This is a genomic window from Pseudohaliea sp. (genome assembly GCF_040217025.1).
In the GTDB taxonomy this organism is placed as follows: Bacteria; Pseudomonadota; Gammaproteobacteria; order Pseudomonadales; family Halieaceae; genus Pseudohaliea.
Window position 1 is genome coordinate 1530707 of sequence record NZ_JAVJOA010000008.1, and the last position, 21177, is coordinate 1551883.

The following is a 21177-nucleotide window of genomic DNA, read 5'->3' on the forward strand; positions in this document are numbered from 1 at the left end:
GGTGGCTTTTTCAGACTGGCTCTGCTCACGTTGAACCTGCTCAGCTTGACGCTGCCTGCCGGCGCCGGGCTCAGGCGGCCTCGACGATGGTGACCGGGTCCGCCGTGCCGTCGCCGCGAAGCTGGGCGAGCAGCCGCTCGCGCCGCGGGGCGAGCTGGGCCCGGTTCCTGTCCTTCACGTGTCCGAAACCGCGCAGCTGCAGCGGCAGCGCCGCCAGCTCCGCGACCAGCGGGTAGTTGTCCTCGGCCAGCTTCGGCAGCACTTCGTCCAGCAGGGCCAGGTAGTCGGCGATATCGGCCCGCTCCTGGCGCCGTTCCGCCGTGTAGCCGAACAGGTCGAGCGGCGTCCCGCGCAGCGAGCGGAGCTTCGCGAGCAGCCGGAAGGCCGGCAGGACCCACGGCCCGAACTCGCGCTTGCGCAGGTGCCCGGTCACCGGGTCCCGCCGCGCCAGCAGCGGCGGCGCGAGGTTGAAACGCAGGCGGAGCTTGCCCTCGAACTGCTCGTGGAGCCCGGCGAGGAACGCCGGGTCGGCATAGAGCCGGGCAACCTCGTACTCGTCCTTGTAGGCCATCAGCTTGTACAGCGACCGGGCCGCGGCGCGGGTTACCGAATCCGCGGCCTCGGGGCGGGGGTCCGCAGCGCGCACGGCCGCCAGGCGGTCCGCGTAGCGCCGGGCGTAGCGCTCGTCCTGGTAGGCCGTCAGCCGTTCGACCCGGTCCGCGATCAGGGCGTCGACGCTGTCGTCGCTCTCGTCGCCGTCCCCGGCCTCCATCTCGGCGGCCAGGCCGGCGGCGGCCAGCACTTTCTCCGGCTGGTGCGCATAGCGCCGGCCCCAGAGGAAAGCCTGCCGGTTGAAGTCCACGGCGACGCCGTTGAGCTCGATAGCGCGCTCCAGCGCCGCCGCCGACACGGGCACCAGCCCCTGCTGCCAGGCGTAGCCGAGCAGGAAGAGATTGCTGGCGATGGCGTCGCCCAGGAGCCGCGTAGCGATCTCGGTGCTGTCCAGGAAGTTGCAGGCGTCGCCGCCGACTTCGCGGCGGATCTTCGCCTTCAGGGTCTCGGTCGGAAACGGTGCATCCGGGTCGAGGATGAAGGCGGCCGTCGGCACCTCCGCGTCATTGATGACCGCGTGGCTGCGGCCCACCGCCGCCTTGCCCATGGCCTCGTAGGTAGTGGCCACGACGAGATCGCAGCCCACGAGCAGATCCGCCTCGCCGGCGGGGATCCGCACCGCCTTGATCGTGTCCTGCGTCGGCGCCACGCGCACGTGGCTGACCACCGCGCCGAACTTCTGCGCGAGACCCGTCTGGTTCATGGTCGCGCAGCCCTTGCCCTCGATATGCGCGGCCATGGCAACGAGTGCCGTGATCGTGAGCACGCCGGTGCCGCCTACGCCCGCGACGACGATGTTCCAGGGCTGGTCGAGTTCGCGCAGCGGGGGTTCCGGCAGCGGGTCGAAAACCTGCTGACTCTGCTCCCCGGCCTTCGGCTTGCGCAGGTCGCCGTCGAGCACCGTGACGAAGCTCGGGCAGAAGCCTTTCGCGCAGCTGTAGTCCTTGTTGCAGCTGCTCTGGTCGATCTGCCGCTTGCGCCCGAGGGGCGTCTCCTTCGGCACCACGGACAGGCAGTTGGACTGGATGCTGCAGTCGCCGCAGCCTTCACAGACCGCGTCGTTGATGTAAAGACGCTTGGGCGGGTCGGCGAGCCGGCCTTTCTTGCGCCGGCGGCGCTTTTCGGCGGCGCAGGTCTGCACGTAGAGAATCACCGAGACGCCGGGGAACTCGCGCAGCTCGCGCTGCAGCGCGTCGTAGTCGTCGCGGTGGGTCACCGTGAGGCCGTCGATGCGCGGCAGGCGGCCGCGCCAGGCGCCGGGGTCGTCGCTCACCAGGGCGATGCGCTTCACGCCCTCGCCGGCCACCTGGCGCAGGATCTCCGGCACCGTGAGGGAGCCGTCGATGGGCTGCCCGCCGGTCATGGCCACGGCGTCGTTGTAGAGGATCTTGTAGGTGATGTTCACACCCGCGGCGACGGCTGCGCGGATGGCCAGGGAGCCGGAGTGGAAGTAGGTCCCGTCGCCGAGGTTCTGGAACACGTGCGGAGTATCGGTAAAGGGTGCCTGGCCGATCCAGGTCGCGCCCTCGCCGCCCATCTGCGTGAAGGTCTCCGTGTGCCGGTCCGGCATCCAGGTGGCCATGTAGTGGCAGCCGATGCCACCGAGCGCGTGGCTACCCTCGGGCACGCGGGTCGACGTGTTGTGCGGGCAGCCCGAGCAGAAATGCGGCACGCGCTCGACCCTGGTCTCCAGCCGCGCCAGGGAGGCCTCCTTCTCGTCGATCCAGCGGATGCGCCGGTCCATGGTCTCGGACTGGTAGAAGCGGCGGATGCGGCTGTGGATGGCCAGGGCCACCGTCGCCGGGGTCAGCTCGCCCAGGTTCGGCAGCAGGTCGCGGCCGTCCTCGTCGAACTCGCCGACCACCTTCGGCCGCGAGCCCACGGGGTAGTTGTAGAGCTGGCCAGTGAGCTGGTCCTCGATGATCGAGCGCTTCTCCTCGACCACGAGGATCTCCTCGAGCCCCTCCGCGAAATCGTGGGTGGCGCGCGGCTCGAGCGGCCAGGGCATCCCCACCTTGTACACCCGCAGGCCGATCTCCGCGGCGACGGCGTCGTCGATGCCCATGTCCTCCAGGGCCTGCATCACGTCGAGGTAGGCCTTGCCGGAGGTGATGATGCCGAAGCGGGGCCGTGGGCTGTCGACCACGACGCGGTTCAGACCGTTCACCCGCGCGAACTCGCGGGCGGCATAGATCTTGTACTTGTTGAGGCGCCGCTCCTGCTCCAGCGGCTTGTCCGGCCAGCGCGCGTGCACGCCGTCCGGCGGCAGCTCAAAATCCTCCGGGATGACGATGTTCACCCGCGACGGGTCGATGTCCGCGGAGATCGCCGAGTCCATGTTCTCGGTGATGGCCTTGAGCGCCACCCAGCAGCCGGTGTAGCGGGACAGCTCCCAGCCGTAGACGCCGAGGTCCAGCACCTCCTGCACGTTGGCCGGGCTGAGTACCGGCACCGAGGCGGCGATGAAGTTGTGCTCGGACTGGTGCGGCAGCGTGGAGGACTTGCAGGCGTGGTCGTCGCCGGCCACGGCGAGCACGCCGCCGTAGCGGGAGGTACCGAAGGCGTTGGCGTGCTTGATCACGTCCATGCTGCGATCGACGCCGGGCCCCTTGCCGTACCACAGCGAGAACACGCCGTCGTAGCGCGCCCCCTCGAAGAGATTGGTCTGCTGGCTGCCCCAGACGGCGGTCGCGGCGAGTTCCTCGTTGACCCCGGGCTTGAACACGATGCTGTGCTGGTCCAGCCAGCGCTGCGCCTTCCAGATGGCCTGGTCGACACCGCCAAGCGGAGAGCCGCGGTAGCCGGAAATGAAGCCGGCCGTGTTGAGGCCGCGCTGCTGGTCGCGCTGGTGCTGCAGCATCGGCAGGCGCACGAGCGCCTCGATGCCGGTCATGTAGGCCCGGGTTGCATCCAGGGCGTACTTGTCGTCGAGAGAAACCTGCGCAAAAGCGCCTGACTGATCGGAGCCCACCGTTCGGCCTCGCTATGGTTATCCGGTCCCCCTAGTCTAGCGCTTTGACCAGGAATTATTATCTTTCCTATCCTCTTCCTACCGCTATTGCTGCATAATTTATGCACCAGATTTACTCAAGAGGCATGATATGGCCCAAACGCTGGCAAAGACCGACCTTCAGATCCTGTCCCTGCTGCAGGCAGATGCGACCCTGAGCACCGGCGAGGTCGCGGAGCGCGTGAACCTGTCCCAGTCCCCCTGCTGGCGGCGCATCAACAAGCTCGAGCAGGAGGGCTTCATCCGCGGGCGGGTCGCACTCCTGGACCGGACGGCCCTGGGCATGGACGTGGTGGTATTCGCCACGATCAACCTCACCTCCACGGGACGCCAGAACCTGCTCGCCTTCGAGCAGGAGATCGTGCGCCACCCGGAAGTGGTGGAGTGCTACACGATGACGGGGATCTGGGACTACATGCTGAAAATCGTGACCCGCGACATCCGCCACTACGAGCGTTTCGTCCGCGACACCCTCGCAGCGAGCCCGTCGGTACGCGAAATGCATTCGCACATGGCGGTCACGGAAATCAAGAACACGACGGCGCTGCCGCTTCAGACCCAGTCGGCCGGCTGAGCTACCAGCCCATCACCTCGCGAACAAAGGGCTGGGTCAGGGGCCGGCGGGCGGCCAGGGAGGCCTCGTCGAGGCGCTCGAGCACGGCCAGGAGGTCGCCCAGGCCCCGCGGCGCCCGTGCGAGGATATAGCCCGCGAGCTCCGCTGACAGGGGCAGGCCCCGGCGCTCCGCGCGGAAGACCAGGATGGCGCGGCGCGCGGCATCGTCCGGCGCCGGCAGGGCGAAAACGAGGCCGGCAGCAAGGCGCGAGCGCAGGTCCGGCAAAGCCAGCGGCAGCGACCCGGGCGGACGCGCGGCGGCCACGCAGAGGCGGCAGCGACTTTCCCGGGCCCGGTTGTAGAGGTGGAACAGCGCCTGCTCCCAGTCTTCCCGCCCGGCGAGCGCATCGAGTTCGTCGATGCAGACGACCGCCAGTTCCTCGGTGCCGGCGAGTACTTCCTCCGCCGGGTAGGCGGCGATAGCCGTCCCGGGCAGGTAGAGCGCGGGCCCCTCGGCGGCGTGGCAGAGCCCCTGCAGCAGGTGCGACTTGCCGCCGTCCGCCGGGCCGTGCAGGAAGACCAGGTCCTCGCCGGGCGCGCGCAGCGCCGCAAGCGCCGCGCTGTTGCCCGGCAAAGGCAGCAGGTTATCCAGCGTCGCGTCGTCCCGCGGCCGGAGGTTGAGGAACAGCTGCCGGGGCGCTAGCGCTGCCACCGGTAGGCCCGCTCCGCTGCAATATCGCCGGGCACGTCCGGCAACGGCTGCAGCCGCTCGTTCAGCTCGATGACCGGCGCCAGCCGGGCGAGATCCGCCCGGGCCTCCAGGCGCAGCACGAGCCGGTCACCGTCGACGGCCTCAGGATTGACCCGGTCGACGAGTTCGAGACCCTCCAGCCAGGCCATGACCGCGGCGTAGTCGGCGAAGCTGTCGACGCCGAGGACCAGCACGCGGGCGCCCGCCGTGGCCACCTCACCCGCGGAGGCGACCGCGTAGCGTCGCGCGATGGCGTCGGCGGCGAGCGCCGCACCGGCCTCCGCGAAGGCCGCCGGATCCGCGGCGGTCACCGCACGGTCCAGGCGCTGGCCATCGTGCAGGTAGACCCAGTCGCCCAGCCACTCGCCGCTGGACAGCGGCAGGCCCCGCCCGGCGAGCACATCCTCGACGCCGTAGCGGGCCGAGGCGGCCGCGATCGTCGCCGCGTCGAGGCGCCAGGCCGGCCCCGTGCCCAGGGCCGCCGTGTCGCGCAGGTCCAGGAGCGGCTGGCGCAGGGGCACGCCGCGGCGCTCGAAAGCCCCCGGCAGGGCCTCCGCCAGCTGCGGCTGGTGTGCCGGGCCGACGAAGTCACGGCCACCGGTGCCCTCCGCCACGAGCCAGACGAGCACCGGCGGCCGGTTGGCGGTCCACAGGGGCGCCCCCGCCTCGAGGAGCACGCCGCGGAGCACCGCCTCGTCGTACTGCAGGTCGGCAGTGAGGCTGCCGTCGTCCACCTCCCGGTAGCTGTACTGCTGCAGGTAGCGCTGCGCATCCTCCAGGGCCGCCTGCACCGGCGCCAGCGCCAGCGCCTCCTCGCTACCGCTCACTTTGACCACGACCTGCGCCAGCCCTTCCCGCGCCGCGCTCGCGAGCGCGCGCCGGCCGCGGTCTTCCACCGCCACCTCCGCCCGGTAGAGATCGTCGATGACAGCCGCGCGCAGCCCCGGCGCAAGGGCGGCGGCGACGCAGAGAAAGATGATGGCCAGCAGTGAGCGCATCGGCGCAGTTTACCAGCAAGGAGCAACGCCCGTAGCACCGGCGGTAGGAAGCGAAGCCGGAGTACCCCTCGGCAACATTCAGGTCGCGCTTTGCTCCTCGCCTCGCGCCGGGGCTTTCCGCGAGGACTGTCCGAGTCCCGAAAAATCGCGAAGCGATTTTTGGTCGAGTTCCGCAGCGGCCGGCGCGGGGCGAGGGGCAGCGGCCGTTGCCGTGGGGTACTCCGGCTTCGCTTCCGGCATGCTAAAGAAAGCGGCCCGATTCCATGACCAACTGGCTGGCGCCCGCGCAGGCCCTGCCCTAAACTAGCGCGCCTGCAGAAGGGGCCTGCCCATGGTTGACAGCGAAAAACACAAGCTCAGCTACCGCGATGCGGGGGTCGACATCGATGCCGGCAACCGCCTGGTCGAGCGCATCCGCGACGTCGCCGCCCGCACGCGTAGGCCCGAGGTGCTGGGCAACCTCGGCGGCTTCGGGGCGCTCTGCGAGCTGCCCGCCGGCTACCGCCAGCCGGTGCTCGTGTCCGGCACCGACGGCGTCGGCACCAAGCTGCGCCTGGCCATGGATCTCGGCCGTCACGACACCATCGGCATCGACCTGGTCGCCATGTGCGTCAACGACCTCGTGGTCGCCGGCGCCGAGCCCCTGTTTTTCCTCGATTACTACGCCACCGGCCGGCTCGACGTGGACATCGCCGAGGCCGTGGTACGCGGCATCGGCCGCGGCTGCGAGCTCGCGGGCTGTGCCCTCGTCGGCGGCGAGACCGCGGAAATGCCCGGCATGTACGAAGGGTCCGACTACGACCTCGCCGGCTTCTGCGTCGGCGTCGTCGAGAAGGATGCGATCATCGACGGCAGCGCCGTCAGCCCGGGGGATGTCCTCATCGCCGTCGGCAGCAGCGGCCCCCACTCGAACGGCTACTCGCTGATCCGCAAGGTACTGGAAGTCAGCGGCGCGAGCACCGACCTGGACCTGGATGGCACCCCCCTGGGTGAAGCGCTCATGGCACCGACCATCATCTACGTCCCGGCCATGCTCGACCTGTGCCGGCGCGCTCCCGTCCATGCCCTCGCCCACATCACCGGCGGCGGCCTCACGGAGAACCTGCCGCGGGTTCTGCCGGCAGGCTGCCACGCGCACGTCGACACCGGCAGCTGGGAATGGCCCGCCGTGTTCCGCTGGCTGGCCGAGGCCGGCCACATCGACCGCGACGAGATGTTCCGGACCTTCAACTGCGGCGTCGGCATGGTCGCCTGCGTACCGGCCGGGGCGGCGGACGACGCCCTCGCCTGTCTCGCGGAGCACGGGCTCCCCGCCTGGACCCTCGGCACCGTCGAGGCCGGTAGCCACGGCATCAGCCTGGCGCCTTGAGCGGACGCATCGCGGTTCTCGCCTCCGGCGTCGGCAGCAATGCCGAGGCCCTGGCAGAAGCCTGTGAGGACGGCCGTATCGACGGCAGCCTCTGCGTGGTGGTCAGCAACCGCCCCGCCGCCCCGGTGCTGGCCCGGGCCGCGGCGCGGGGGCTGCCGACGCTGGCCCTGGACCACCGGGCCTACCCGGACCGCGCCGCCTTCGACGCCGCCCTGAACGAGGCCCTGCTGCCTTTCGCGCCGGACCTCGTCGTCCTCGCCGGCTTCATGCGCATCCTCACGCCGACTTTCATTACGCCCTGGCGCGGGCGCCTGGTGAACATCCACCCGTCCCTGCTGCCGCTCTACCCGGGGCTGGATACGCACGCGCGCGCCCTCGCCGCCGGCGACCGCGAAGCGGGTGCGACGGTGCATTTCGTTATCGAGGCACTGGACGCGGGGCCGGCGATCCTGCAGGCGCGGGTGCCGATCCGGGAGGGCGACGACCCCGGCACGCTCGCGGCGCGGGTACAGCTGGAAGAGCACCGCATCTATCCGCTGGCGGTGCAGGCCTGCCTCGGCGGGCGGGTGCGACTGGCAGGGGACCGGGCGGAGCTGGACGGCGCGCTGCTGCCGCCCTCGGGCGCCGAGGCGGCAGCGCTGGCGCGCTGACTCAGGCCCGGGGCAGGGTGACCCCGCGCTGGCCCTGGTACTTGCCGCCCCGGTCCTTGTAGCTGACCTCGCAGACCTCGTCGGACTCGAAGAACAGCATCTGGGCCACGCCCTCGTTGGCGTAGATCTTCGCCGGCAGCGTCGTGGTATTGGAAAACTCCAGGGTGACGTGACCCTCCCACTCCGGCTCGAGCGGGGTGACGTTCACGATGATGCCGCAGCGGGCGTAGGTCGACTTGCCGAGGCAGATCGTGAGCACGTTGCGCGGAATGCGGAAGTACTCCACGGTGCTGGCGAGCGCGAAGGAGTTCGGCGGGATCACGCACTCGTCGCCGCGAACGCTGACGAAGCTGCTCTCGTCGAAGTGCTTCGGGTCCACCGTGGCCGAATTGATGTTGGTGAACACCTTGAACTCGTCCGAGCAGCGCACGTCGTAGCCGTAGCTCGAGGTGCCGAAGGAGATGAGCTTGCGCCCGTCGCGCTCGCGCACCTGCCCGGCCTCGAAGGGCTCGATCATGCCGTGCTCCCCGGCCATGCGCCGAATCCACCTGTCCGACTTGATGCTCATGACTGCCTCTCCCTGCTGCGCGGCCCCGGCCCGGGCCGCGGATCAATCGTCCGTGATGCTGATAGTGGGGGCCGCCGCCCCGGCGTCGCCGCCCTCGCCCGCCTCGACCACGGCGCGCAGGGCGCGGGCGGCAGCGATAAAGGCCTCGCCGGCGGCCGAGGCGGGATCGGACGCGACCGTCGGGCGGCCGGCGTCGGTCTCCGCGCGCACGGAAGCGGCCAGCGGCAGGCTGCCGAGCAGGCGCACGCCGTATTCGGCCGCGACGCGTTCACCGCCGCCCTCGCCGAAGATATGCTCCACGTGACCGCACTGGCTGCAGCAGTGCAGCGCCATGTTCTCGATGATGCCCAGCACCGGCACATCGACCTTGCGGAACATCTCGATACCCTTGCGCGCATCGAGGAGGGCGATGTCCTGAGGCGTGGTCACGATCACCGCGCCGGTGAGCCTGGCCTTCTGTGCCAGCGTGAGCTGGATGTCGCCGGTTCCCGGGGGCATGTCAATGAGCAGGTAGTCCAGCTCGCCCCAGCGCGTCTGCTCGAGCATCTGCGCCAGGGCACCGCCGGCCATCGGCCCGCGCCAGACCATGGGGGTGCGCTCGTTCGCGAGATAGCCCATGGACATGGTCGACAGACCCTGGGCCGGCACGGGCAGGAGCCACTTGCCGTCTTCCGTGTCCGGTCGCGTGCCCTCGGGGAGGCCGAGCATGGTCGGCTGGCTCGGTCCGTAGATGTCGGCGTCGAGCAGGCCCACCCTGGCTCCGTCGGCGGCCAGGGCGAGGGCCAGGTTAACGGTGACGGTGGACTTGCCGACGCCGCCCTTGCCCGAGGCGACGGCGATGAGGTGGCGAATGGACTGCATGGCAGGACTCGCGTGCTTTGGGGTGGGCTTGAAGAAGGCGCAGTATAGGGACTCGCGAAAGCGCACACAATGCGCTGCAACGCGCGGCAGCACGGGCCGCCGGCAGCGTGAAAAGGCCCGGCAAAACCGCTATAGTGGCGCCCCTTTTTTCCGAGCCGGACCGCGTCCATGAGTGCCCAGAAGCGCAGCATCCTGGTGACCAGTGCCCTGCCCTACGCCAACGGGCCGCTGCACCTCGGCCACCTCCTGGAACAGGTGCAGACGGACATCTGGGTGCGCTTCCAGCGCTCCCGGGGCCACGAGTGCCACTACGTCTGCGCCGACGATGCCCACGGCACGGCCATCATGCTCAGCGCCGAGCGCCAGGGCATCACCCCGGAAGCGCAGATCGCCCACATCCACGAGGAGCACAGCCGCGACGCCGAGGATTTCCTGATCAGCTTCGACAACTACTACACGACGCACTCGGACGAGAACCGGCACTGGTGCGAGTACATCTACGCCAAGCTCCGCGACGGCGGGCACATCGTCGAACGCGAGATCACCCAGGCCTTCGACCCGGAAAAGGGCCTGTTCCTCGCGGACCGCTTCATCAAGGGCACCTGCCCGCGCTGCCACGCGCCGGACCAGTATGGCGACAACTGCGAGGTCTGCGGCGCCACCTACACCCCCGCCGAGCTCATCGACCCGGTATCCGCGCTCTCCGGTGCGACGCCCGTGGAGAAGAAGTCCCGGCATTTCTTCCTGTCGCTCGACAAGCTCGAGGGCATGCTCCGGGAGTGGATCGGCTCCGGTACGCTCCAGCCGGCCATCGCCAACAAGCTGCGGGAATGGACCGATGCGGGCCTGCAGGCCTGGGATATCAGCCGCGATGCACCCTACTTCGGCTTCCGCATCCCGGGCGAGAGCGACAAGTATTTCTATGTCTGGCTGGACGCCCCCATCGGCTACATGGGCAGCTTCCAGGACTACTGCGACCGGGAGGGCGTGGCCTTCGACCGCTTCTGGCGGCCCGGCCACGACACGGAGCTGTACCACTTCATCGGCAAGGACATCATCAACTTCCACGGCCTGTTCTGGCCGGCGATGCTCCATGCCTCCGGCCTGCGCACGCCCACCGGCGTGTTCGCCCATGGCTTCCTCACCGTTAACGGCACCAAGATGTCGAAGAGCCGCGGCACCTTTATCAACGCCCGCCGCTACCTGGACCACCTCGACGCCGAGTACCTGCGCTACTACTTCGCGGCCAAGCTCGGCGGCGGCGTGGACGACATCGACCTGAACTTCGAGGACTTCGTCCAGCGCGTGAACTCGGACCTGGTCGGCAAGGTCGTGAACATCGCCAGCCGCTGCGCCGGCTTCCTGAAGAAGGGCCACGACAACTGGCTCGCCGCAGACTGTGCCGAGCCCGCGCTCCTCGATGACTTCATCGCCGCTGGCGAGAGCATTGCCGGGCGCTACGAGGAGCGGGAGTTCGGCAAGGCCATGCGCGACGTCGTGGCCCTCGCCGACCGGGCCAACCAGTACATCGATCAGCACAAGCCCTGGGTGCTGGCGCGGGACCCGGCAAACGCCGCCGAGGTTCAGGCCATCTGTTCCGTGGGCATCAACCTGTTCCGGGTGATCATGGTCTACCTGAAGCCGGTGCTTCCGGCCATGGCCGCGCGCGCCGAGAACTTCCTTAACGCCTCGCTGGACTGGCCGGAGCTTGACCAGCCGCTCCTCGGGCACCAGCTGCGCGCCTTCACCCCGCTGATGACCCGGGTGGACCCGAAGGCCGTGGACGCGCTCCTCGCGGCGGGCCGCGAGGCGGAGCCGGCGGCGGCAGGGAGCGGGCAGGACGACAGGCAGGCGAAAGGCGGCAAGGCAAAGAAAGCGGAGGAGAAAGCCGGGCAGGTGCCGGACGCGAACGCGCTCGCCGACACCATCGGCTTCGACGATTTCATGCGCGTCGACCTGCGCGTGGCCCGGATCCGGCGCGCCGAGCGGGTGGAAGGCGCCGACAAGCTGCTGCGCCTGAGCCTGGACCTCGGTGAGCTCGGCCAGCGCGAGGTCCTCTCCGGGATCCGCGCGGCCTACGACCCGGCCACCCTCGAGGGGCGCCTGGCCGTCGTGGTCGCCAATCTCGCGCCCAGGAAGATGCGCTTCGGCACCTCCGAAGGCATGGTGCTGGCAGCGGGGCGAGGCGGTGAGGAGATCTTCCTGCTCTCCGTCGACAGCGGCGCGGTGCCCGGGCAGCGGGTGACCTAAACCCCTGCCACGGGCGCGGTTTTTTAAGCGCCCGGACCTTGCGCCAGATCACTTTTCACCCGCCCGGGCGGTTATATACTTAGCGCGGAATGGTCGTTGTGTCGCCGGGCTGGCTTCCTTACCATTGCGCGCGATTCGGTGTGTTACGACCACCCTGCACACGTCATCGCGCACAAGCCATTGCGGACCCGTCATTGTGTACGGGGTCCGTACAGGAAGTCGCCCCGGCCTCGACGCACGCGGCGCGGCGGAACCGGACGGGGACAGCATGCTCGCGGAATACTCGGTGCTCCTGATCGGGGCTATCCTGGTCAACAACTTCGTACTGGTCCAGTTCCTGGGCCTGTGCCCCTTCATGGGCGTCTCCAACAAGCTCGAGACGGCCATGGGCATGTCCCTCGCGACCACCTTCGTGCTCACCCTCGCCGCTGCCAGCAGCTACCTGGTCTATAACTTCATCCTGGAGCCGCTGGGCCTCGGCTACCTGCGCACCATCTCTTTCATCCTGGTCATCGCCGTGGTGGTACAGTTCACCGAGATGGTCGTGCGCAAGTCCAGCCCCCTGCTGCACCGGGTCCTCGGCGTCTACCTGCCCCTGATTACCACCAACTGCGCGGTGCTGGGGGTGGCCCTGCTCAACATCAACAAGGAACACGATTTCCTGCAGTCGCTGCTGTACGGCTTCGGCGCCGCCGTGGGTTTCTCCCTCGTACTGGTGCTGTTCGCCGCCATGCGTGAACGCCTGGCCGTCGCCGATGTGCCGCAGCCGTTTGCCGGCCCCGCCATCGGCATGATCACCGCCGGGCTCATGTCCCTCGCCTTCATGGGCTTCGCGGGGCTGGTTTGATGGGCTGGCTCGCCGACTACCCCCTCGCCGCCGCAGTCCTTGCGCTGGTGGCCCTGGGCGGCGTCTTCGGAGCGCTGCTCGGCTTTGCGGCCGAGCGTTTCCGCACCGAGGGCAACCCGATCGTGGACCAGATCAACGCCATCCTTCCGCAGACCCAGTGCGGGCAGTGCGGCTACCCCGGTTGCCGCCCCTACGCCGAGGCCATCGCCGCCGGAGATGCGGAGATCAACCAGTGCCCGCCCGGGGGCGAGGCCGGCATCCAGGCCCTCGCGGACCTCCTGGACGTGGAGCCCAAGCCGCTGGATGCGGAGCACGGCGAAGAAGCGCCGGTGAAGTCCATCGCATACATCCGCGAGGACGAATGCATCGGCTGCACCAAGTGCATCCAGGCCTGCCCGGTGGACGCAATCCTCGGCGCGGCCAAGCAGATGCACACGGTCATCACCAGCGAGTGCACGGGCTGCGACCTCTGCGTGGAACCCTGCCCAGTGGACTGCATCGACATGATCCCGCAGGCCGAAACGCTGAAGACCTGGCACTGGCCGCTGCCGGACCCGGCCGCCGGCAGGGTCGAGGTGATCGCGACGGACCGGCTTCGGGACCGGGCGGCGTGAGGCGGGTCCACGGTTTTCACGGCGGTGTGCATCCGCCGGAGAACAAGGCGCAGTCGCTCGCGGCGCCCATCCGGCCCGCGGGGATACCGCCTCAGCTGATCCTCCCCCTGGCGCAGCACATCGGCGCACCGGCGCAGCCGGTGGTCCGCGTGGGCCAGGCCGTGCGCGGCGGTGAACTGCTCGCGGAAGCCGATGGCTTTGTCAGCGTGCCGGTGCACGCCCCGACCTCCGGCACCGTGAGTGCGATCGAGGATCGGCCGGTCCCCCACCCGTCCGGGCTGCCGGCCCCCTGCATCGTCATCGACACCGACGGCGCTGACGCCTGGGCACCCCCCGCCCCGCTCCCCGAGGCCGAGCGCGCCGACCCGACGAAACTGCGCGAGCGCATCCAGGGCGCGGGCATCGCCGGCATGGGCGGTGCCGGTTTTCCCACCGCCGTGAAGCTTTCCCCGGGGCCCGGCAAGGCCATCGAGACGCTGATCATCAACGGTACCGAGTGCGAGCCCTACATCACCGCGGACGACACCCTCATGCGCGAGCGCGCGAGCGAACTCGTCGCCGGTACGCGCATCCTTGCCGACCTGCTGACACCGCGGGAGATCCTCATCGGTATCGAGGACAACAAGCCGGAGGCGATCGCCGCTGTCCGGGCCGCCGCCGGCAGCGACATGGAGGTGGTGGTCTTCCCCACCAAGTACCCCTCCGGCGGTGAAAAGCAGCTCATCGAGATCCTGCTCGGCAAGCAGGTGCCCAGCGGCGGCATCCCCGCCGATATCGGCGTGGTCTGCCAGAACGTCGGCACCGCCGTGGCCGTGCACGAGGCGGTCGCGCTCGGTCGCCCGCTCGTCTCGCGGGTGACGACGGTGACCGGCGAGGCCGTGGCACACCCGGGCAACTACGAGGTGCTCCTGGGAACGCCCATGGGCTGGCTGCTCGAGCGCGCCGGTGTGGACCCGGCGCGCGCCCGGCGCCTCGTCATGGGCGGCCCGATGATGGGTTTCAGTATCCCCGAGCCCGCCTGCCCGGTGGTCAAGACAACGAACTGCCTGCTGGTCCCCACGGAAGCCGAGCTGCCCACCCCGCCGCCGGCACAGGCCTGCATCCGCTGCGGCCTCTGTGCGGAGGCCTGCCCGGCGACGCTGCTGCCGCAGCAGCTCTACTGGTTCGCCCAGGGCAAGGAATACGACAAGCTGGAGGGCCACAACCTCTTCGACTGCATCGAGTGCGGCGCCTGCTCCTATGTCTGCCCCAGCCATATTCCACTAGTGCAGTACTACCGCGCGTCGAAGGCCGAGATCATCGCCCGCCGCCGGGAGGCGGAAAAGGCCGACCACGCCCGGGAGCGCTTCGAGGCAAGGCAGGCGCGCATGGAGCGCCTCGCCGCCGAGCGCGAGGCCAAGCGCGCGGAGCGCAAGAAGGCCGCGGAGGCCAAGGCGAAAGCAAAGGCGGAAGCCGCGGCGAGCGAGGGCGCGGGGGCCGACGGCACGCAGGCAGCCGCCGCCGCGGACCCCATCCAGGCCGCCATCGAGCGCGCCAAGGCGCGCAAGGCGGCCCTCGCCGCCGGCGCCTCTGACGAACCGGCAGACCAGGTTGCAAAGCTCGCCGCAAACGTGGAAACCATCGCCAGGCGCCTGGCCGCGGCCCGCGAGAAGCTCGACGCCTATGACGGCGGCGAAGCCTCGGTGGCCGAGGCCCTGAAGCGCGGCGTCGAGAAGACGGAAGAGAAGCTCGCCAGGGCCGAGGCGGAACTCCGGGAAGCCCGCGAGGGCGCCTCCGAGGAAGCCTGAGGAGGAAGCCTGCATGAGCCTGCTGCGCATCACCTCCCCGCACGCCCACGGGCCGCTGTCGACTACCCGCGTCATGCAGACGGTGCTCCTCGCGACCCTGCCGGGGGTCGCGGCGCTGGTATGGTTTTTCGGCCCCGGGGTGCTCGTCAATATCGCTGTCACCAGTTTCTTCGCCATCGCCTTCGAGGCGGCGGCACTGAAGCTGCGCGGCAGGCCGGTGCTGCGCACGCTCGACGATCACAGCGCGGTGGTGACGGCCACCCTCCTCGCCATCGCCCTGCCACCCTATTCCCCCTGGTGGCTGCTCGCCGTGGGCGCAGCGGCGTCCATACTCCTCGCCAAGCAGCTCTACGGTGGCCTGGGCTACAACCCCTTCAACCCGGCCATGGTCGGCTACGTGGTCCTGCTCATTTCCTTCCCGGTGCAGATGACGACCTGGGCGGCGCCGCGCGGACTGGCACCGGAGCTGCCCGGCCTCCTCGACGCCCTGCGAGCCTGCTTCGCCCCGGCGAGCTTCGACGGCGCGACCATGGCGACCCCGCTCGACCTGCTGCGCCAGAACAGCGACCAATCCCTGGCAGCGCTCTACGCGGCCAGCCCCCAGCTCGGCGCCTGGGGCGGCGTGGGCTGGCAGTGGGTGAGCCTCGGCTTCCTGGCCGGCGGCCTGTGGATGCTCTACCGCGGTATCTTCACCTGGCACGCGCCGGTGGCGATGCTCGCTGCCCTCGCTGCCATGGCGGCGCTGTTCTACGACGGCGGCGCCCCGGGGAGCGGCGGCTCCCCGCTGTTCCACCTGCTCTCCGGCGCCACGATGTTCGGCGCCTTCTTCATCGTCACCGACCCGGTATCCTCGGCCGTCTCGACGCGTGGGCGCCTGGTCTACGGGGCGCTCATCGGGGTGCTCATCTACCTGATCCGCACCCGCGGCAACTACCCGGACGCGGTGGCCTTTGCCGTACTGATCATGAACTTCGCCGCCCCCTTCATCGACTACTACACGCAGCCGCGCAGCTACGGCCACGCCCGCGGGGGCCGCCCGTGAAGGTGCTTGGCCAGTCGATCACGCGCAACGGACTGGTGCTCAGCGCCTTTGCCGTCGCCACCGCCGTGCTCATCGCCGGAACCTACCTGCAGACCCGGGAGCGCATAGCGGCCGAGCAGCGTGCCGCCGAGGAGCGCGCCCTGCTCGAGATCGTCCCCCGGGAGGCCCACGACAACTCACTGCTGGACGACACGCTGCCGGCACCGGTGGGCGAGGACAAGCTGAAGCTCGCCGAGCCGCGGTCCATCTACCGCGCGCGCCGCGACGGTCGGGTGGAAACGGTACTGGTGCCCGCCCGTGCCCCGGACGGCTACAGCGGCGCCATCGACCTGGTCGTAGGCGTGGACCGGGACGGCACCGTTGCCGGCGTGCGCGTACTCGAACACCGCGAGACACCCGGCCTCGGCGACAAGGTCGACCGGCGCAAATCCGACTGGATCGACGACTTCGCCGGCCGCTCGCTGCAAAACCCCGCACCGGCGCAGTGGAAGGTGCGCAAGGACAAGGGCGTCTTCGACCAGTTCACCGGCGCCACGATCACGCCGCGGGCGGTGGTTGCGGCGACGCGGCGCACCCTGGAATATGTAAAGGCGAACGAAGCCACGCTGTTTGCCGGTGGCACTACGCCTGCCGCGGCGGAAGCCGCGCCAGCTGTCGAAAGCGGCCCGTGAGGGAGAAAGGCCCATGAGTGAACATGTCTATCGCGACCTGTCCCTGAACGGGCTGTGGAAAAACAACCCGGCACTGGTGCAGCTGCTCGGCCTCTGCCCCCTGCTCGCGGTCACGGCCAGCGTGGTCAACGCCCTCGGTCTCGCCGCCGCGACGCTGTTCGTCCTCGTCTGCTCGAACACCGCGGTATCGCTCATCCGCAACGTGGTGTCCGACGCGGTGCGTCTGCCCGCCTTCGTCATGATCATCGCCTCGGCGGTGACCTGCACGGAGCTCCTCATGCAGGCCTACGCCTATGAGCTCTACCAGATCCTTGGCATCTTCCTGCCGCTGATTACCACCAACTGCGTCATCCTCGGCCGCGCCGATGGCTACGCGAGCAGGAATCCACTCGGGCGGTCGGCGTTCGATGGTGCGATGATGGGCCTCGGCTTCGGGGTGGTGCTGGTGCTGCTGGGCGCCCTGCGGGAAATCTTCGGCACCGGGGCGCTGTTCGCGGACATGGACCTGCTCTTCGGCCCGGCGGCAGCGAGCTGGAAGATCGTGCTCGTGGAGGGCTACCAGCCCTTCCTGCTCGCCATCCTGCCGCCGGGTGCCTTCATCTTCACCGGGCTGCTCATCGCCCTCAAGAACCGCATCGACAGCGGTATCGAGCGTCGCGCGGCCGCCCGGCGCGAGGCGCCGGTACGGGGCAGCAAGCGCGTCCGGGTCACCGGGACGATCAGCTGAGGTCCGGGTCCAGGGCGAGGGTGGCGAGGATCTCGTCCACCGCCGCGTCATCCATACCCCGGTTCGCGACCTCGCAGCTGTAGGTGATGTAGAGCACGATACGACCCTGGCCGATGCACCACTCGCGAAGCGCCGCACCGTCGTCAAGCCCCTCGGCGTAGAGCCCCGGTACGTCGGCGACCATGACCGGTTTCCAGCGCCCGTCACCGCCGATGGCGGCGGCCAGCGCGGCGAGGGACGCGTCGTCCACCGGCCCTGATTCCGGGCGCAGCTCGCTGATCTCGATGCAGCCGACACCGTCACGGTCGCCGATCAGTACCGTGTCGTCCTCACGTTCCGCCCACCACTCCGGGGGCAACAGCAGGCTCCAGCCATCCGTTTCCAGTACGTGCACGGTTTACTCCAGTTCGCGCGACATGAGCACGGCATCCTCCCGGTCGAGGGTGCCTGTTCCCGGGTAGTAGCCGCGCCGGCGGCCATCCTCGCGGAAGCCGGCGGCCGCGTAAAGCGAGAGGGCCGGCGTATTGGACGCGCGCACCTCCAGCAGGCAGCGAGAGGCGCCCCCCGCGGCCAGGGCTTCCAGCGATGCCGAGAGGAGCACCGTGCCGATACCGCGGCCGCGCCGGGGCGGGTCGACGACGAGCGCGAGCAGCGTGGCCTCGTCGAGGACCCGCGAACAGGCGCTGAAGCCGACAACGCCTTCCGCGGCGTCGGCAACCAGCACGAGGCCGGCGCCCGCGGCGGCCTGCGACAGCAGGTCTGCGTAGAGGGAGGGCAGGAGGCCGACGCCGTCGCCGCCCTGGTCGATGGCGACGATCGCCGGCAGGTCCCCGGCAACGGCCGGCCGTAGGGCCGGGTTCACGACTGCGCGAGTTCCCGCAGCACCAGCCAGGCCTCGCGCTTCGCGGCGGCACCGGCGAGCATCGACCGCGTGGGCGGGAGCGATGCGGCGGGCACCGGCAGCGTCAGCCGGCCCGCCAGTTCGCGGGCGCTGCTGCCGAGCAGCAGGATACGGCCAAGCCCCGCCTCGCCCACCAGACGGGCAAGGAAAGCCTGCAGCGCCGCGGCGGCGGCCGTGGCGCCCTGGTCCAGCTGCGGGTTGCGGTGCATCGGCCAGGCAAATTCCTGCACGCGCGGCGCCTCGACGGCCCAACCGCAGGCGCGGGCCATGGCGTGGACCAGGGCCACCTGCTCCCGGGCCAGGGGGGCATCCCCGAGTTCCTCGAGCCAGAGCGCGCCGCCGGCGACCACCGCGGCCAGGCGGAAGCGCACGGCGTCGGCACCCGTCATGGCTGCCGGTGCAGGCGCCTCGGTTCGCGCCGTCGGCCGGGACTTCGGTGCGTCCAGCGAACGGGCGAGGGTACCCGGGGTGTAATCGCGCGCCGTCGGTGTTCCGCGGATGGCCTCAGGGGCGGTCGCCGGGGCTTCCTCGGGGGAAGGCGCGGCGGTAAAGGCGGCCGGCGTAAGTACGCGGCGGGACGGGGCAGCGCCGGGAAGATCCCGCCGCGAGCTGTACAGGGTCAGGCCCATGGCCTGCAGGCAGGCGAGGCGATCGAGGTCGTTGTTGCGGTCGGCAGCGGGCATGGGCGGATAGTAGCAGCTCCGGGCCGGATCTCCGCGCCGGATCTCAACGCAGGCCGTGCTGACGGAAGAAGCGCAGCGCCGAGCGCAGGAACCAGTGCACGTGGCGCCAGCCCTTGTTCGCGGCGTAGCCACCGTGGTGCACGATCCGCACCTGTGGCGCGTAGACCAGCCTACCCTGTGGCCGCAGGCGCCGGGACAGATCGAAGTCCTCGAAGTACATGAAGTAGCCGGTGTCGAAGCCGCGGCAGAGACGCGCCGGCCGGCCGCGCAGCAGCAGGAAGCAGCCGGAAAGGAGCGGGACCTCGGCCACCGCGACGCTGTCGCAGAGGTCCCGGGCCTCGTACCGGGCCAGGCGCCCCGCCGCCCGGCGGCGCAGCCACGCCGGGGCGAAGCCGCGCAGGAGCAGGACGCCGGGCGACGGGTGACGCTTGCAGAGATACTCACGCCGTCCGTCGGCTGCCTCGGCGTAGGGGTTGAGCGCCGCGATGGCCGGCTCCCGCGCCAGCAGCGAAAGACCCTGGACCAGCGCATCCGGCGCCAGTTCCACGTCGGGGTTCAGTACCAGGTGGTAGTCGCTTTCCGTATCGAGAAGCACCCGGTTGTGGCCCGCCCCGAAGCCCCGGTTTTCATCCAGGGCCAGGAAGCGGAACTCGAGCCCGTCCACCTCGCGGAGCAGCCCGCCGGCGGCCTCCCGGGAGGCCGCCGTGTAGGCTTCGTCCACGGAGTTGTCGACGATCCACAGCGTTGCCTCACCGAGCGCGCCGGAACCGCGCGCCTCGCCCACCGCCGCGAGCAGGCTTTGCAGCGTCGCGACGAGCCGCGGCAGCGGGCTGTGGTGCAGCACGAGGGAAACGGTCAGGGAGGGCGCGGGCGGCTGCTCGTTCATCGCGGCTATGGTAACAGCACGCCGGGCGGACGCGGCAGCACGGTGCTACCATCGCGGCTTCCGCGCCGCGGCGGCGCGCCCGGAGAAAGCTTCCCCATGGCCCAGAGACCAAAACGCGCCGGCGGCTTCGGGCCGGGGCTCCTGGTCACCGCGGCCTTCATCGGCCCCGGCACCATCACCACTGCGAGCAACGCCGGTGCCAACTTCGGTTACGCCCTGGTCTGGGCGCTGCTGTTCTCCGTCCTGGCCACGATGGTCCTCCAGGAGATGGCGGCCCGGCAGGCCCTGGCAACCCGCGCGGGACTCGCCGAGACCATGCGCACCGCGTTCTCGAGCCCGGTCCTCGGCCGCCTCGCCGTCATTCTCGTGGTCGCCGCCATCGGTCTCGGCAACGCCGCCTACGAGGCCGGTAACATCACCGGCGCCGCGGTCGCCGTGGCCGGCGTCACCGGGAGCGGCACCGGGCCCTGGGCGATCGCCATCGGGGTCGCGGCAGCCTTGCTGCTCGGCAGCGGCCACTACCGACTCCTCGAGCGCGTCCTCATCGGGCTGGTCCTGCTCATGAGCGCCGTGTTCCTCGCCTGTGCCGTGGTGGCAGCACCGGGGCCCGAGATCGTCGTCGATGCGCTGGCCCGCCCGGGCTTTCCCGAGGGGTCGGCGCTGACAGTCGTCGCCCTCATCGGCACGACCGTCGTGCCCTACAACCTGTTCCTCCATGCCAACGCGGCGCGGGAGAAGTGGCCGGCTTCGGTTCCCCTCGACGAGGCGCTGCCTGCCGCCCGGCGCGACAGTGTTCTCTCCATCGGCCTCGGCGGCCTGATCACCCTGGCAATACTGAGCACGGCGGCGGTTGCTTTTTTCGGCAGCAACGAGGCCTTCGATGCCTTCGCCATGGCAGCACAGCTGGAGCCCCTGCTCGGGGCGGCCGCCGGACCCGTATTTGCCGCCGGCCTCTTTGCGGGCGGGGTGACCAGCGCGCTGACAGCCCCGCTGGCCGCCGGCTACGCGGTCTGCGGCGCCCTCGGCTGGCGCAGCGGGCTGCGGGACAGCCCCTTCCGGGCCGTCTCCTTCGCCGTCCTGGCGAGCGGTACGCTCTTCGCTGCGCTCGGCACTCGACCGCTCGCCGCGATCCTCTTTGCGCAGGCAGCCAACGGGCTGCTCCTGCCCTTCGTCGCGCTCGCGCTGCTCTACCTCATGAACCGGAAAGACCTGCTCGGCGCACACCGCAACGGGCCGCTCGGCAACCTGCTCGGCGCGATCGTTGTGGCGGTGGCAACAGGGCTGGGCCTCGTCAAGCTGGCGAGCGTCGCCGGGCTGCTCTGACCTGCGCTGCCGCAGCGGCGCCGCAAGACTTTGTGTAAAAAGTTACAAATTTTCCCTATCATTCTGTTATTTAT

Annotated in this window: 20 protein-coding genes; 11 read left to right on the forward strand and 9 right to left on the reverse strand. The window is 70.0% G+C overall.

The annotated features are described in order from the left end of the window. Window positions 1–70 precede the first annotated feature (70 nt). Window positions 71–3583, reverse strand: coding sequence for an indolepyruvate ferredoxin oxidoreductase family protein (locus RKE50_RS11020; protein ID WP_350036453.1), 3513 nt, complete (start codon window positions 3581–3583; stop codon window positions 71–73). A 130-nt stretch (window positions 3584–3713) separates the two neighbouring features. Between RKE50_RS11020 and RKE50_RS11025 the strand changes: the two genes are divergently transcribed. Then, a complete protein-coding gene (locus RKE50_RS11025; protein ID WP_350036454.1) occupies window positions 3714–4196 on the forward strand; it encodes an Lrp/AsnC family transcriptional regulator in 483 nt (160 codons plus the stop codon). A 1-nt stretch (window position 4197) separates the two neighbouring features. Here the strand turns inward: RKE50_RS11025 and hda are convergent, their stop codons facing one another. After that, window positions 4198–4887: a DnaA regulatory inactivator Hda gene (gene hda / locus RKE50_RS11030; RefSeq protein ID WP_350036455.1), complete on the reverse strand. Its 690-nt coding sequence runs from the start codon at window positions 4885–4887 to the stop codon at window positions 4198–4200. After that, window positions 4875–5924 carry a DUF2066 domain-containing protein gene (locus tag RKE50_RS11035; protein WP_350036456.1) on the reverse strand — a complete coding sequence of 350 codons (1050 nt, stop codon included), beginning with the start codon at window positions 5922–5924 and terminating at the stop codon, window positions 4875–4877. Before RKE50_RS11035 ends, hda begins: the two co-directional genes overlap by 13 nt. Window positions 5925–6255: 331 nt before the next feature. On the opposite strand from RKE50_RS11035, the gene purM reads away from it, so the two are divergent. Further along, the gene (gene purM / locus RKE50_RS11040) at window positions 6256–7293 is read left to right on the forward strand and encodes a phosphoribosylformylglycinamidine cyclo-ligase (protein WP_350036457.1); all 1038 of its coding nucleotides are present in this window, start codon (window positions 6256–6258) and stop codon (window positions 7291–7293) included. Then, the gene (gene purN, locus RKE50_RS11045; RefSeq protein ID WP_350036458.1) at window positions 7290–7943 is read left to right on the forward strand and encodes a phosphoribosylglycinamide formyltransferase; all 654 of its coding nucleotides are present in this window, start codon (window positions 7290–7292) and stop codon (window positions 7941–7943) included. The genes purM and purN overlap by 4 nt, the downstream gene beginning before the upstream one ends. Before the next feature lies 1 nt (window position 7944). On the opposite strand, the gene dcd is transcribed toward purN, so the two are convergent. Together dcd and apbC are read right to left on the reverse strand one after the other, a co-directional pair. Continuing rightward, entirely contained in the window at window positions 7945–8511 is a 567-nt protein-coding gene (gene dcd, locus RKE50_RS11050) for a dCTP deaminase (protein ID WP_350036459.1), read from the reverse strand. A 42-nt stretch (window positions 8512–8553) separates the two neighbouring features. Further along, the gene (gene apbC, locus RKE50_RS11055) at window positions 8554–9465 is read right to left on the reverse strand and encodes an iron-sulfur cluster carrier protein ApbC (protein ID WP_502937882.1); all 912 of its coding nucleotides are present in this window, start codon (window positions 9463–9465) and stop codon (window positions 8554–8556) included. Window positions 9466–9540: 75 nt separating this feature from the next. Between apbC and metG the strand changes: the two genes are divergently transcribed. The 7 genes from metG (at window position 9541) to RKE50_RS11090 (ending at window position 17310) form a co-directional block, all read left to right on the forward strand. Further along, window positions 9541–11622 (forward strand): methionine--tRNA ligase, encoded by a 2082-nt coding sequence (gene metG / locus RKE50_RS11060; RefSeq protein ID WP_350036460.1) that lies wholly within the window; start codon window positions 9541–9543, stop codon window positions 11620–11622. A gap of 268 nt (window positions 11623–11890) precedes the next feature. Then, the gene (rsxA, locus tag RKE50_RS11065) at window positions 11891–12469 is read left to right on the forward strand and encodes an electron transport complex subunit RsxA (RefSeq protein WP_350036461.1); all 579 of its coding nucleotides are present in this window, start codon (window positions 11891–11893) and stop codon (window positions 12467–12469) included. Then, a complete protein-coding gene (gene rsxB / locus RKE50_RS11070) occupies window positions 12469–13083 on the forward strand; it encodes an electron transport complex subunit RsxB (protein ID WP_502937883.1) in 615 nt (204 codons plus the stop codon). The genes rsxA and rsxB overlap by 1 nt, the downstream gene beginning before the upstream one ends. Continuing rightward, complete coding sequence (gene rsxC / locus RKE50_RS11075) at window positions 13080–14870, forward strand: electron transport complex subunit RsxC (RefSeq protein ID WP_350036463.1); 1791 nt, start codon at window positions 13080–13082, stop codon at window positions 14868–14870. The genes rsxB and rsxC overlap by 4 nt, the downstream gene beginning before the upstream one ends. A gap of 13 nt (window positions 14871–14883) precedes the next feature. Next, entirely contained in the window at window positions 14884–15912 is a 1029-nt protein-coding gene (gene rsxD / locus RKE50_RS11080) for an electron transport complex subunit RsxD (protein WP_350036464.1), read from the forward strand. A 2-nt stretch (window positions 15913–15914) separates the two neighbouring features. Beyond that, window positions 15915–16583: an electron transport complex subunit RsxG gene (gene rsxG, locus RKE50_RS11085; protein WP_350036507.1), complete on the forward strand. Its 669-nt coding sequence runs from the start codon at window positions 15915–15917 to the stop codon at window positions 16581–16583. A 13-nt stretch (window positions 16584–16596) separates the two neighbouring features. Next, window positions 16597–17310: an electron transport complex subunit E gene (locus RKE50_RS11090; protein ID WP_350036465.1), complete on the forward strand. Its 714-nt coding sequence runs from the start codon at window positions 16597–16599 to the stop codon at window positions 17308–17310. On the opposite strand, the gene RKE50_RS11095 is transcribed toward RKE50_RS11090, so the two are convergent. The 4 genes from RKE50_RS11095 to RKE50_RS11110 are packed head-to-tail and all read right to left on the reverse strand — an operon-like array spanning window position 17303 to window position 19780. Further along, a complete protein-coding gene (locus RKE50_RS11095; protein ID WP_350036466.1) occupies window positions 17303–17704 on the reverse strand; it encodes a hypothetical protein in 402 nt (133 codons plus the stop codon). The genes RKE50_RS11090 and RKE50_RS11095 overlap by 8 nt on opposite strands. Before the next feature lie 3 nt (window positions 17705–17707). Next, on the reverse strand, window positions 17708–18172 hold the full coding sequence (locus RKE50_RS11100) for a GNAT family N-acetyltransferase (protein ID WP_350036467.1): 465 nt from the start codon (window positions 18170–18172) through the stop codon (window positions 17708–17710). After that, window positions 18169–18894: a hypothetical protein gene (locus RKE50_RS11105; RefSeq protein ID WP_350036468.1), complete on the reverse strand. Its 726-nt coding sequence runs from the start codon at window positions 18892–18894 to the stop codon at window positions 18169–18171. Before RKE50_RS11105 ends, RKE50_RS11100 begins: the two co-directional genes overlap by 4 nt. A 43-nt stretch (window positions 18895–18937) precedes the next feature. Beyond that, a complete protein-coding gene (locus RKE50_RS11110) occupies window positions 18938–19780 on the reverse strand; it encodes a glycosyltransferase (protein ID WP_350036469.1) in 843 nt (280 codons plus the stop codon). A 96-nt stretch (window positions 19781–19876) separates the two neighbouring features. Here RKE50_RS11110 and RKE50_RS11115 point away from each other — a divergent pair, with 96 nt between their 5' ends. Continuing rightward, window positions 19877–21103 (forward strand): Nramp family divalent metal transporter, encoded by a 1227-nt coding sequence (locus RKE50_RS11115; protein WP_350036470.1) that lies wholly within the window; start codon window positions 19877–19879, stop codon window positions 21101–21103. Window positions 21104–21177: the final 74 nt, after the last annotated feature.